General features: G+C 69.7%; 8 protein-coding genes and 2 pseudogenes. 7 read left to right on the top strand and 3 right to left on the bottom strand.

The genetic code is table 11. From position 1 onward, the window contains the following. On the bottom strand, positions 1 to 283 hold a 283-nt coding region (locus A5706_RS06805), incomplete at its 3' end, for a PE family protein (RefSeq protein ID WP_156766989.1). Between the two features lie 363 nt (positions 284 to 646). Between A5706_RS06805 and A5706_RS06810 the strand changes: the two genes are divergently transcribed. From A5706_RS06810 to A5706_RS06835, 7 genes and pseudogenes are all read left to right on the top strand, one after another. Further along, positions 647 to 3,877 carry a LuxR family transcriptional regulator gene (locus tag A5706_RS06810; protein ID WP_231985076.1) on the top strand — a complete coding sequence of 1,077 codons (3,231 nt, stop codon included), beginning with the start codon at positions 647 to 649 and terminating at the stop codon, positions 3,875 to 3,877. Positions 3,878 to 4,013: 136 nt separating this feature from the next. Further along, positions 4,014 to 4,511, top strand: a pseudogene (locus A5706_RS35170) (PE family protein); the annotation flags it as partial. Between the two features lie 325 nt (positions 4,512 to 4,836). Further along, positions 4,837 to 6,510, top strand: a pseudogene (locus A5706_RS06815) (PPE family protein); the annotation flags it as partial. A 10-nt stretch (positions 6,511 to 6,520) separates the two neighbouring features. Beyond that, complete coding sequence (locus A5706_RS06820) at positions 6,521 to 8,164, top strand: PPE family protein (RefSeq protein ID WP_068128471.1); 1,644 nt, start codon at positions 6,521 to 6,523, stop codon at positions 8,162 to 8,164. 95 nt (positions 8,165 to 8,259) lie between these two features. Next, positions 8,260 to 9,372: a PPE family protein gene (locus A5706_RS06825; RefSeq protein WP_197517768.1), complete on the top strand. Its 1,113-nt coding sequence runs from the start codon at positions 8,260 to 8,262 to the stop codon at positions 9,370 to 9,372. 91 nt (positions 9,373 to 9,463) lie between these two features. Then, complete coding sequence (locus A5706_RS06830; RefSeq protein ID WP_068108169.1) at positions 9,464 to 9,760, top strand: WXG100 family type VII secretion target; 297 nt, start codon at positions 9,464 to 9,466, stop codon at positions 9,758 to 9,760. A gap of 11 nt (positions 9,761 to 9,771) precedes the next feature. After that, complete coding sequence (locus A5706_RS06835; protein ID WP_068108167.1) at positions 9,772 to 10,056, top strand: WXG100 family type VII secretion target; 285 nt, start codon at positions 9,772 to 9,774, stop codon at positions 10,054 to 10,056. A 57-nt stretch (positions 10,057 to 10,113) separates the two neighbouring features. Here the strand turns inward: A5706_RS06835 and A5706_RS06840 are convergent, their stop codons facing one another. Beyond that, on the bottom strand, positions 10,114 to 11,484 hold the full coding sequence (locus tag A5706_RS06840; protein WP_068128475.1) for an NAD(P)/FAD-dependent oxidoreductase: 1,371 nt from the start codon (positions 11,482 to 11,484) through the stop codon (positions 10,114 to 10,116). Between the two features lie 104 nt (positions 11,485 to 11,588). Beyond that, positions 11,589 to 12,650: a diguanylate cyclase gene (locus A5706_RS06845; RefSeq protein WP_068128477.1), complete on the bottom strand. Its 1,062-nt coding sequence runs from the start codon at positions 12,648 to 12,650 to the stop codon at positions 11,589 to 11,591. Between the last annotated feature and the right edge of the window lies 1 nt (position 12,651).

The following is a 12,651-nucleotide window of genomic DNA, read 5'->3' on the forward strand; positions in this document are numbered from 1 at the left end:
CGTTGGCGGCCTCGGCTTCCGCGTAGAGCGCCCCGCCGGCGCTCATGGCCCGAACGAACTGCTGATGAAAGCTCGCCGCCCGTGCGCTCAGCGCCTGATACAGCTCGGCGTGCCCGGAAAACAGGGCGGCGATCGCGACCGAGACCTCATCGGCACCGGCCGCCACCACCCCTGAGGTCGGAGCCGCCGCCACCGCGTTTGCCGCGCTCAGCGCCGAGCGGATGCCCTCCAGATCCGCCGATGCGGCCGCCAGCATCTCCGGGGCCGCTACCACGTACGACATTGCCTTCCCTCCCGCTCGCTTGCCGTCGAGCGAAGGCTGAAAACGCAGCGAATTGCGAACCCGTCCCCCGACGTCTGTTGGAAACGAGTCAAATATGCGGGGGATTGCGTCGAACTAACGTCGGTCGTATCGCGTAGATACAGAGCATGAGGGGTCGTAAATGCAGCGAGGCCCGGGGTCGTAGGACCGCCCACGGCAAAGCGGCAGCCGGTGTTCGTGGGCCCGCGGGGGCTTGCTCCGCCGCCCCGATGACCTCAATGGATTTACGCCGGACCTCGACCCTGGGCGGGTGGCATGGGCGAAACTGATGTGCGCGGGGGCATGCGGTCATGGAACAGGAGTGACCCTGGCGTCAGGGAGTTTATGCCCACAGGAACGGTGACCCTGCTTGTCGCCGATTTCGAGGGCTCCGAGCGACTGTGGGAGTCCCGGCCGGAGCAAATGACGGCCGCGCTCGTGCGGCTGGCCCGCGCGGCCTCCGAGGTCGTCCCCACCCACGACGGCGTGCTCGCGATCGAGCCGGGCGTGGGCGACGGCTTCATGGCCGCTTTCGCCCATGCGACCGACGCGGTCGCGTGTGCTGTCGAATTGCAGCGCGCGCCGTTGGCGCCGATCCGGCTGCGCGTCGGCGTGCACACCGGCGAGGTCCAGTTGGACGACACCGGCGACTACGTCGGCTCGACCCCCGAGCGGGCGACCCGCCTGCGCGAGCTGGCACATGGCGGCCAAATCCTGCTCTCGGGCATCACCCGCGACCTGGTCGTCGACCAATTGCCGGCCGACGCCTGGCTCACCGACCTGGGCACCCATCAGCTCGGCGACCTTCCCCGCCCGGAGCGCGTGGCGCAGCTGTGCCACTCCGACCTGGACGTCGAGTTCCCGCCGCTGCGCACCACCGGCAGCGTCGTTCCCCACGGCCTTCCCGTGCAGCTGACCCGGTTCGTGGGTCGCGTCACCCTGACCAACGACGTGGTCAAGGCGCTGTACGAGAACCGGCTGGTGACCCTCGCCGGCGCCGGCGGCGTCGGCAAGACCCGCCTGGCGGTCCAGGTGGCCGCGCAGGCGGCGGCCGAGTTCGACGGCAACGTGTGGTTCGTCGACCTGACGCCGGTCACCGACCCCGACGTGGTGCCGGTCGCGGCGCTTCGGGCGCTGGGCCTGCCCGACCAGCCGGGTCGCTCGGCGACGGACACCCTGGTGCGGTTCCTCGGTGATCGCCAGGTGCTGCTCGTCCTGGACAACTGCGAGCACCTGATCGACGAGTGCGCCGACCTGACGGTCGCGCTGCTGGGGGCGTGCCCGCAGTTGACGATCCTGACCACCAGCCGTGAGCCGATCGGGGTGGCCGGCGAGGTGACCTGGCGGGTCCCGTCGCTGTCGCTCGCCGACGAGGCGATCGAACTGTTCGTCGACCGTGCGCGCCTGGCCCGGCCCGACTTCGACATCGCCGTCGACGACACCGCCGCGGTGAGCGAGATCTGCGAGCGCCTGGACGGCCTGCCCCTGGGGATCGAGCTGGCGGCGGCGCGGGTGCGGATGATGTCGCTGACCGAGATCCTCGACGGGCTGCGTAACCGATTCCGGCTGGTCACCGGCGTGCGCCCCGGGACGCGGCGCAAACGGACGTTGGGTGAATCGGTCGACTGGTCCCACGAGCTGCTGAGCGAGCCGGAGCGCGTGCTGTTTCGCCGGCTGGCGGTCTTCCGGGCCGGATTCGACCTCGACGCCGCGCGGGTCATCGGCGACGCCGACCCCGCGGAGCAACTCCAGATCCTCGACCGGCTCGCCCAGCTGGTGGACAAGTCCCTCGTGGTGGCGGAAAACGCCGGCGACAGGACCCGCTTCCGGCTGCTCGACACGGTGCGCCACTACGCGATGGCCAAGCTGATTGAATCCGGTGAGGCCGACGAGGTGCACGCGCGGCACCGCGACTACTACGCCGCGCTGGCGGCCCTGCTGGACAGCCCCGCGGACCCCGACCATCAGCGCCGCATCGAACAGGTCGAGATCGAGATCGACAACCTGCGGGCCGCGTTCGCGTGGAGCCGGGACAACGGCGAGATCGAACGGGCGCTGGAGCTGACGTCGTCGCTGCAACCGCTCTGGCAGACGCGGGGCCGCATCCAGGAGGGGCTGGCCTGGTTCGACGCCACGCTGCCCGAGGACAACGCCGGCATCTCGGCCGTGGTGCGCGGGCGCGCCCTCGCCGACAAGGCGGCCCTGGACGCGTCGCGCAGCATCGGCGACAACCTCGAGCAGGCGCAACAGGCCGTGGCGATCGCCCGCGAGATCGACGATCCCGCGCTACTGGCGCGCGCGCTCACCGCCTGCGGCGCGATCGCTTCCTACAGCGCCGACGCGGCCCGCCCGTACCTGGCCGAGGCCATCGGCATCGCCCGTACGCTGGACGACCAGTGGCGGCTGATCCAGATCCTGACCTGGCAGGCCAACGGCGCGTTCTACGCCGGCGATCCGGTCGCCGCGGAGGCGACCTCCCGCGAAGGCTGCGAGCTCGCCGCCTCGATCGGCGACCGGTTCCATGCGCGCTCGTGCCACTGGACCCTGGGCTTGGCGCACATGATGAAGGGCGAGTTGGTCAAGGCCGTCGAGCAGTTCGGCGAGGTGACCGCCGATGCCGACGCGGCGCACGACGTCCTGTTCCGGTGGGGCGCGCGGCTGAGCCTCGGCCTGGTGCTCTCCTTCCAGGGCGAGGTGGAGGCGGCCGCGGCCGCGGCCCGCGCGTCGCTGGAAGCCGCGTCGGATTTGTGGCCGTACAACGAGGGGTTCAGCTATGCGGTGTTGGCCACCGCGGCGCTGGCCGCCGGCGACGTCGCGGCGGCCACCGCGGCCACCGAGGCGGCGCAGCAGCGGGTGACCGTCGAGGGCGAGCTGGGTGCGGCGATCGCCAACCCGATCGTCGAGGTCGCCCTGGCCCGAGGCGATCTGATCGAGGCCGGACGCTGGGCGGACCATCAGGTCGCGTCGTCGGCGGGCTGGCACCTGGCCCGGGCGCTGACCCGGCGCGCGCGCGTCGCGATCGCCAAGGGAGAGCCGGATCAGGCGGAGCGCGACGCCCACAAGGCGCTCGGCTGCGCCGCGGAGTACGGGGCGCACCTCGCCGTCCCCGACATCCTCGAATGCCTCGGCCGGCTGGCCGCCGACGGCCAAAGCCATCGCGACGCGGCGCGGCTGCTGGGTGCCGCGGACACGATCCGGCGGCAGATCGGCGCGGTGCGGTTCCGTATCTACGACGCAGATCACGCGCGCACGGTCGCGGGGGTGCGCGACGCCATGGGCGCGCAGGACTTCGACGCCGCGTGGGCCGAAGGCGCCGGGCTCTCACTCGACGAGGCCGTCGCCTACGCGCGCCGCGGCCGGGGCGAGCGCAAGCGCCCGACCAGCGGTTGGGCGTCCCTCACCCCGACCGAGCGTGACGTCGCGCGGCTGGTCGCCGACGGGCTGGCCAACAACGAGATCGCCGCCCGGCTGTTCATCTCCCGGCGGACGGTGCAGACCCACCTCACGCACGTGTACGCGAAACTGGGCATCACCTCCCGCGTGCAACTCGCCCAGGAAGTGGCCGGCCGCGGCTAAGCACCGCGAACGCACAAATCTACGACCCCCGGTCGCGCGAGATCTACGAGCTTTGACCGACGTTCGCCGCCCCGATGATTCGCATCCTTGAGTCGATTGCTTGAGGACGATCGGGAGGAAAGCGATGTCGTTCGTGATGGTGGACCCCGGGCTGGTGGCGGCCGCGGCAGCGGATGTGGAGAACATCGGATCGGCGCTCAGCGCCGCGCACGCGGCGGCCGCGGGCCCCACGACCGCGGTGCTGGCCGCCGGCGCCGACGAGGTGTCGGCGGCGTTGGCCACGCTGTTTTCCGGCCACGCCCAAGAGTTTCAGGCGCTGGGCGCCGAGGCGGCGCTGTTCCATCAGCAATTCACGCAGACGATGAGCACCAGCGGGGCGATGTTCGCGGCCGCCGAAGCCGCCAACGTGTCGCCGCTGCAGACCCTGTTCGACGGCGTCAACGGGGAGGTGCAGGCGCTGACCGGGCGCCCGCTGATCGGCAACGGCGTCAACGGCGCCCCGGGGACAGGGCAGAACGGGACGGACGGCGGGTGGTTGATCGGCAACGGGGGCGCCGGCGGATCCGGCACCGGCGGCGGCAACAACGGCGGGAACGGCGGAAACGGCGGGAACGCCGGGCTGATCGGCAACGGCGGGGCCGGCGGTGCCGGCGGAACCCCCCTGGCCTCGGGCGGCGCCGGCGGCAACGGCGGCCACGGCGGGTCGGCGGGGCTCTTCGGCTCGGGCGGCGTCGGCGGGGCCGGCGGTAGCTCGGACGCGGGCACCGGCGGGAACGGCGGGGCCGGCGGCAACGCCGGCATGCTGTCCGGCGCGGCCGGGACGGGCGGCGTCGGCGGGCGCAGCGACAGCATCACCCGACCCGGCGGGGACGGGGGCGCCGGCGGCAACGGTGGGCTGTTCTCCAGCGGGGGTGCCGGCGGGCTCGGCGGAACCAGCGTGAGCGGGACCGGCGGCACCGGCGGGGCCGGGTCCGATGCTGGAGGCCGCGGCCGCGTGGGACGGCCTGGCGGACGAGTTGGGTTCGGCGGCAGCGTCTTTCGGGTCGGTGACGTCGGGGTTGGTGGGTGCGGGGTGGCAGGGTCCGGCGGCGGTGGCGATGACGAACGCGGCCGCGCCGTATGTGGGGTGGTTGAGCGCGGCGGCGGCGCGGGCGCAAGGCTCGGCGGGGCAGGCGCGGGCGGCGGCGTCGGCGTTTGAGGCGGTGGTGTCGGCGATGGTGCATCCGGCGGTGGTGGCGGCCAACCGTAGTGAGTTGGTGTCGTTGGTGCGTTCGAATGTGTTGGGGCTCAATGCTCCGGCGATCGCGGCGGCCGAGGCGCAGTACGAGGCGATGTGGGCCGCGGATGTGTCGGCGATGGTGGGTTATCACGGCGGGGCGTCGGCGGTGGCCGCCCAGCTGGCTCGGGCCGCGCTGCCGAACATCAACCTCGGCCTGGGCAACATCGGCAACCTCAACCTCGGCGGCGGCAACGTCGGCAACCAAAACCTGGGCAGTGGCAACAAGGGCGACACCAACCTCGGCAGCGGGAACTCCGGCAACGCCAACGCGGGCAACGGCAATTTCGGCAACCAGAACCTGGGCAGCGGAAACGTCGGCAGCACCAACGTCGGGAGCGGAAACTTCGGCAGCGGAAACGTCGGCAGCGGAAACATCGGCAACAACAACGTTGGCACCGGAAACCTCGGCAGCGGCAACATCGGCAACGGGAACAACGGCGTCGGCAACGACGGCAGCGGCAACCGCGGCCAGGGCAACATGGGCTTCGGGAACCGGGGCAACAACAACGTCGGCGCCGCCAACTCCGGTAACCACGACTTCGGTTTCGGCAACACGGGCAACAACGACATCGGCTTCGGGCTGACGGGTGACAATCAGATCGGTTTCGGCGCACTGAATTCCGGCAGCGGCAACCTCGGCTTCGGGAACTCGGGCACCGGCAACATCGGCTTCTTCAACTCCGGCACCGGAAACGTCGGCTTCTTCAACTCGGGGACCGGCAATTTCGGCTTCGGCAACGGCGGAGACACCAATACCGGCTTCTGGAACGGTGGTTCGGTCAACACCGGCTTCGGCAACGGCGGCGCCCAGAATCTGGGATGGGGCAACGCCGGCCTCGCCAACGTGGGTTACGGGAACGCGGGCGACCTGAACATGGGCTTCGGAAACTCCGGCGCCGTCAACACGGGCAGCGGAAACTCGGGAGCATTTGACACGGGTGACTTCAACTCGGGATCCAATAACACGGGCTGGGCGAACGCCGGGAACACCAACACGGGTGGCTTCAACTCGGGAAGCCTGAACACCGGCTTCGGTAGCGTCGTCACCCAGCTGGGGGTCACAAGTTCGGGCTTCGGCAATGGCACTGGTTCCTCCGGCTTTTTCAACTCGAGCTCCAGCTCGTCGGGTTTCCTTAACACAGGAGTCGCGTTCAACTCCGGTTTCGAGAACGCGGGCGTCTTTGGTGCCGGCATCCAAAACTCGGGCGACTTCAATGCGGGCATCGCGAACTCCGGCTTCGAAAGCGCGGGCATCGCCACGACTGGCGACTTCGACGGGGGCATCGCCGACTCCGGCATCGAGAGCTCGGGCTTCTTCAACAGGCGCGACGCGCAGTCGGGCTTCTTCAACTAAAGGACGGGTGATGAGTTTTTTGGTGTTGCCGCCGGAGATCAATTCGGCGCGGGTGTATCTGGGTGCGGGGCCGGGTCCGATGCTGGAGGCCGCGGCCGCGTGGGACGGCCTGGCGGACGAGTTGGGTTCGGCGGCAGCGTCTTTCGGGTCGGTGACGTCGGGGTTGGTGGGTGCGGGGTGGCAGGGTCCGGCGGCGGTGGCGATGACGAACGCGGCCGCGCCGTATGTGGGGTGGTTGAGCGCGGCGGCGGCGCGGGCGCAAGGCTCGGCGGGGCAGGCGCGGGCGGCGGCGTCGGCGTTTGAGGCGGTGGTGTCGGCGATGGTGCATCCGGCGGTGGTGGCGGCCAACCGTAGTGAGTTGGTGTCGTTGGTGCGTTCGAATGTGTTGGGGCTCAATGCTCCGGCGATCGCGGCCGCCGAGGCGCAGTACGAGGCGATGTGGGCCGCGGATGTGTCGGCGATGGTGGGCTATCACGGCGGGGCGACGGCGGTGGCCGCCCAGCTGGCGCAGGCCGCGCTGCCGAACATCAACCTCGGCCTGGGCAACATCGGCAACCTCAACCTCGGCGCCGGAAACGCCGGGAACGCCAACGTGGGCGCCGGCAACGTCGGCAACACGAACGTGGGCATGGGAAACCTCGGCAGCGGAAACGTAGGCAGCGGCAACGCCGGCAACAACAACTTCGGCAACGGCAACAGCGGCGCCGGCAATCTCGGCAACGGCAACCTCGGCAGCGGAAACGTCGGCAGCGGCAACCGCGGCCAGGCCAACATGGGCTTCGGGAACCGGGGCAACAACAACGTCGGCGCCGCCAACACCGGCAACCACGACTTCGGCTTCGGGAACACCGGAAGCAATGACATCGGCTTCGGGCTGACGGGTGACAACCAGATCGGCTTCGGCGCACTGAACTCCGGCAGCGGCAACCTCGGCTTCGGCAACTCCGGGACGGGAAACGTCGGGTTCTTCAACTCGGGAACCGGGAACATGGGCTTCTTCAACTCGGGCAGCGGCAATTTCGGCTTCGGCAACGCGGGCGACACCAACACCGGGTTCTGGAACTCCGGCATCACAAATACCGGATTCGGCAACGCCGGCGAAGTCAACTTCGGCTTCGGGAACGGCGCGTCCCTTAACTTCGGCGCCGGGAACGCGGGGTCCTCCAACTTCGGCTTCGGAAATTCCGGCGGCGACAACACGGGCAACTTCAACACGGGTCTCGACAACACCGGCGACTTCAACACCGGCATGTTGAACACGGGATGGGCGAACGCGGGGAACACCAACACGGGCGCGTTCAACACCGGCAACCTCAACACCGGCTTCTTCAGCGCGATCACTCCGGCCGGTATCACCAGCTCCGGTTTCGGCAACACCGGCCCGGGGAGTTCAGGCTTCTTCAACGGGGGTTTCGACAACTCCGGCTTCATGAACACCGGCGCGGGCTTCAACTCCGGTTTCCACAACACGGGCGGCGGCGTCGACGCGGGCATCAACAACTCGGGCGTCTTCGCCGTGGGCATCGGCAACGCGGGCGCCGACGTCACCGGCATCGGGCTCGCGGGCCTGCTCTCCTCGGGCATCTCGAACCTGGGCAACTTCAGCTCCGGCGGCTTCAACCACGGCAGCTCCCAGGCCGGCTTCTTCCACTAGGGGCATGTCCGAATGGCGATCTACGACCCCGCACTGCGCGGATCTACGCGTTCTGACCGACGTAGTTCGGTTCACCGCTTCGCATAGTTGGGACCGTGATGTCGGACTTTTCGTTGTTGCCGCCGGAGATCAACTCCGCGCGAATGTATGCCGGCGCCGGTGCCGGCCCGCTGTTCGTGGCGGCGACGGCCTGGGACGGGCTGGCCGCCGACTTGCGGTCATCCGCGTCGTCGTTCGCCTCCGTTGTCTCGGCGCTGACCGGCGGCCCGTGGACCGGCCCGGCAGCGCAGGCCATGGCGGGCTCGGCCGCGCCCTACGTGTCGTGGTTGGCCGGGTCGGCGGTGCAGGCGGAGGCCGCGGCGGCGCAGGCCCGGGCAGCGGCGACGGCGTTCGAGGCGGCGCAGACGGCCACCGTGCATCCGGTCGCCGTCGCGGCGAACCGCGCGCAGCTGATGACGTTGGTGGCCACCAACTTTCTGGGCCAGAACTTCCCGGCGATCGCGGCCACGGAGTTCCACTACATGGAGATGTGGGCCCAGGACTTCGCCGCGATGGCCGGCTACCACGCCGGGGCGATGTCGGTGGCGTCGTCGTTGACGCCGTTCGCGGCTCCGCCGGTTGACCTGGCCGGCATGGCTGCGCAGGGCGGCGGGGCGGCCGATCCCCTTTCGGCCCTGGTGGCCGCGCTGCAATCACTGGTGTCCGGGGCGCCGCTGTCGTCGCTGTCGTCGCTGGCCCAGGTCGCGACCTTGCCCGTCAGCATGCTGATGTCGCCGATCATGTCGCTCGCGCAGGGGGCGAACGCCGGCACGGCGGGATTGGCCAACGCCGCGGCGGTGGGGGCCGACGCCCCGAAGTTCGTCGGGAGCACCGCGCCGGCGACCACGCCGCTCGGTGGCGGGGGCGCGGGTTCCGCCATGGCGGCCGGTTTGGGCAAGGCGCGGCTGGTGGGGTCGATGTCGGTGCCCCCGACGTGGCAGGGGTCGATGCCGGCGCGGATGGTGAGCGCGGCGATGTCGGGGCTGGGCGGCGAAATCCTCGGCGGCGCTGGGGGAGTCGGTTCTGCGGCGGGCGGCATGCCGATGATGCCGATGCCGATGGGCGGCATGGGCGGCGGCGCGGCGGGCGGGATGTTGGGTCGCGGCGGGGCCAGCCCGCATGTGGTGCAGTCGCGGCCCAGCGTGGTGCCGCGGGTCGGGGTCGGATAGGGCGGGGGTGGGCGTCGGGCTGTTGAGATCCTCCGCCGCGTGTGATGCGGCGGCACAAAGAGATTGATCACTTGTTGAAAGGAGCAAACCGGTGGCTACTCGGTTTATGACCGATCCGTATGCGATGCGGGAAATGGCGAGCCGTTTCTCGGTGCATGCGCAGACGGTCGAGGACGAGGCGCGACGCATGTGGGCGTCGTCGCAGGACATTTCGGGCACGAGCTGGAGTGGGGCGGCCCAGGCGACGTCCTACGACACGATGGGACAGATGAATCAGGCGTTTCGCAACATCGTGAGCATGCTGCAGGGCGTGCGCGACGGGCTGGTCCGCGACGCCAACAATTACGAGCAGCAAGAGCAGGCTTCGCAGCAAGCGTTGAGCAGCTAGGAGGTTTGGCAATGACGATCAATTACCAATTCGGCGACGTGGATTCGCACGGGGCGCTGATCCGGGCCCAGGCGGCGTCGCTGGAGGCCGAACACCAGGCGATCGTGCGAGACGTGTTGGCGGCGGGGGATTTCTGGGGCGGCGCCGGGTCGGTGGCCTGCCAGGAATTCATCACGCAGCTGGGTCGCAACTTCCAGGTGATCTACGAGCAGGCCAATGCCCACGGCGCAAAGGTCCAGTCCGCGGGCAGCAACATGGCCAGCACCGATTCGGCCGTGGGCTCCGGCTGGGCCTGACCAGTGTTCCCGGGCGCGGGCGGCACAACGGCGTGCTGCCCGCGCCCTGTCACAGGCCTAAGTGACTGCGGCCGCGGCAGTTTCGGTCGCCATCACTTCGGCCGCCGCGCGCTCGCCCGAGCGGATCGCGCCGTCTATCCACCCGCACATGATCGCCGAGCTCTCGGTGCCGGCCCAGTGCACGCGACCGCAGGGCTCCCGCAAGGTGTAGCCGAATTCGGTTAGCACTCCGGTCGGGGCGTGGCTGATCATGCCGCCACCGGAGTAGCGCTCGGTAGTCCAGTTCTGCTCGTGGAATTCCAGCGGCGATTTGGCCTTGCTGCCGAACCGATCGACCAGTTCGGCGATGACCGCCGCTTTCCGATCGCCCTCGTCCATTTGTGTCAGCCGACGCGCGGCCGGCCCCTCGGTAATCACGCACATGATCCCCGGGTCCGCGGTGTTCGTGCAGGCGTCGATGGTGAGCGTGGCCGGCGACCCGGGCGCGGCCGACTGGCCGCACAATCCGTCGGCACGCCAGAACGGCTCGTCGTAGATGATCGAGATCTTGATGACGGCGCCACTTGGCATGCGCTGGTGCAGAAGTGCCCGGTCCACCGGCAACATCGGTTCGTACACAATCGAACTGGCGATGGCGAGCGGGATCGCGACGATGGCCCGCCGCGCCCGCACCGTCAGGCCGTCCGCGGCGACCGTCACGCCACCCCGGTCCTGGCTGATCTGCCGGACGGGGCGCGAAAGGTGCAGCGCGTCACCGAGTTCGGCGGCGATCTGCCGGTAGATGGCACCCATCCCGCCGACCGGCCGGGCGTCCTGGGCGCCGCCCTTGCCCGAGATGACGAAGGTGGGCCCGCCGCCCGAGCCCATCTGTAGCAGCGCCCACAGCAGCGACGTTTCCGACCCCGCCGAGGTGTACACGCCGGACAGCGCCATGTCCAGCATCTCGCGGGCCTGCTGGGACATGGTGTTCTTGTCGATCCATTCCCCCAGGCTGATGCGATCCCACTCCGCGGCGTTCTTCGCCTCCCAAGGCGCTTCGCGCGGAATCGATTTGCACATGTTCTCGATCGAAAGCAAACCGACGCCGAGGTTGGCGACCGCCCACGGGCTCATCGACCAGGGGATGGTGCCACCGTAGCGGTGCTTCTTGCCGTCGATGACCATCATCGCGTCGCCGTCGTTGTGCTGTTTGTATTCGGGCACGCCGAACTCGTCCATCATCGCGTAGATGCGATCCTGGCCCGGCCCGACCCAGGCGCCGCCGCGGTCGATCCAGGTGCCGTCGTCGCGGGTGACCGTGAACGTGCGACCGCCGACCCGGTCACGCGCCTCCAGCAAGGCCACCGAGTGACCGGCTTGCTTCAGCCGCAGGGCGGCCGTCAGCCCCGCGAACCCGGCTCCGACCACGCAGTAATCGACGTCTGACACGACTGGCTCCTTCGCCTGGCCCGCCCCAGCAGCAAACTACACCGATCACGGTGCCGGCAGTAGCGTGTTCACCCCGATTTCTCGGGCGCGCTTGGTGGTTGGCATCAAAGATGGTGGGCCTGATTACCGCCGCGGCGTTTGGCCGTGTACATCGCGCTGTCTGCGACGTCGATGAGTTTTTCGATGAGTCCCGGAATGTCGGAGGTTCCTATCGGGGAGAGTTCGGCGGTGGCGGTGCCGATGCTGGCGGTCAGCCCCTGCGGAAGGGCGGCGATCGCGCCGCGCAATCCCGCCGAGATCGCCTCCGCATCCGGCGACGGGCCGATGGTGGCGATCAGGAACTCTTCGCCGCCCGCGCGGCACAGCACCGCCGTCGGCGCCGCCTGCTGTTGCAGCACCTCGGCGACGGCGACCAACGCGCGGTCGCCCGCCGCGTGGCCGAGGGTGTCGTTGATGCGCTTGAACGCATCCAGGTCGACCATGGTGATGGTCAGATGGGTGTCGTCGGCGTGCGGATCGCGGAGTCTGCGGGTGAGGGCGGCGATGAACGCCCGGCGGTTGAACAGCCCGGTCAGCGAGTCCTCGTCGGCGAGCTCGGCGTAGGTTCCCATTGCCCGCGACATCCCTCGCATCGCCACGGGGAACGACACATTGAGCATCGCGATCACCCAGAACGCGGCGAGCCCGGTTCCGACGTCGACCTCGCGGGCCAGGTGGACCGCTGCAGCGACGGTGACGATGCCCGCCAGGATCGCGCTGAACGCCAGAAACTTGTTGTTGTGGAACAGGGCGACGTACCCGCTATTGGTCGCCATGGCGCAGCAGCCGACCGCCGCCAGGGCCGCCGTCGGCTGGGTCAGGCTCCACCCCGCGATGCATATCGCGGCGATAACTCCGAAAATCTCCGATTGGACCCGGGTTGGCCAGCGCGTCAACCAATAGACGCTCACCGCGACGACGAAGACCGCCGCGCCGGCGTCGACGAGCACCACCTCGGCCGTTGGGCGACGGGTGCTGAGCATGGTGGCCACCGGTACCAGCGCCGATATCGAGGAGATGACAGCCAGGGCCACCTGCGCCGCCCGCAGCAATCCGCGCTCGCGCAACGTGGCCGTGATCCAGTCGTAGTGATCGGGCTCGCCGAGCCAGGACGTGAACCGGGACACG

The organism is Mycobacterium sp. E796, assembly GCF_001672815.1.
In the GTDB taxonomy this organism is placed as follows: domain Bacteria; phylum Actinomycetota; class Actinomycetes; order Mycobacteriales; family Mycobacteriaceae; genus Mycobacterium.

What these genes read in the sequence shown, in the direction of transcription:
- A5706_RS06810 (WP_231985076.1), top strand. Translation starts at nt 647, where the DNA reads ATGCCCACAGGAACGGTGACCCTGCTTGTCGCCGATTTCGAGGGCTCC.
- A5706_RS06820 (WP_068128471.1), top strand. Translation starts at nt 6,521, where the DNA reads ATGAGTTTTTTGGTGTTGCCGCCGGAGATCAATTCGGCGCGGGTGTAT.
- A5706_RS06835 (WP_068108167.1), top strand. Translation starts at nt 9,772, where the DNA reads ATGACGATCAATTACCAATTCGGCGACGTGGATTCGCACGGGGCGCTG.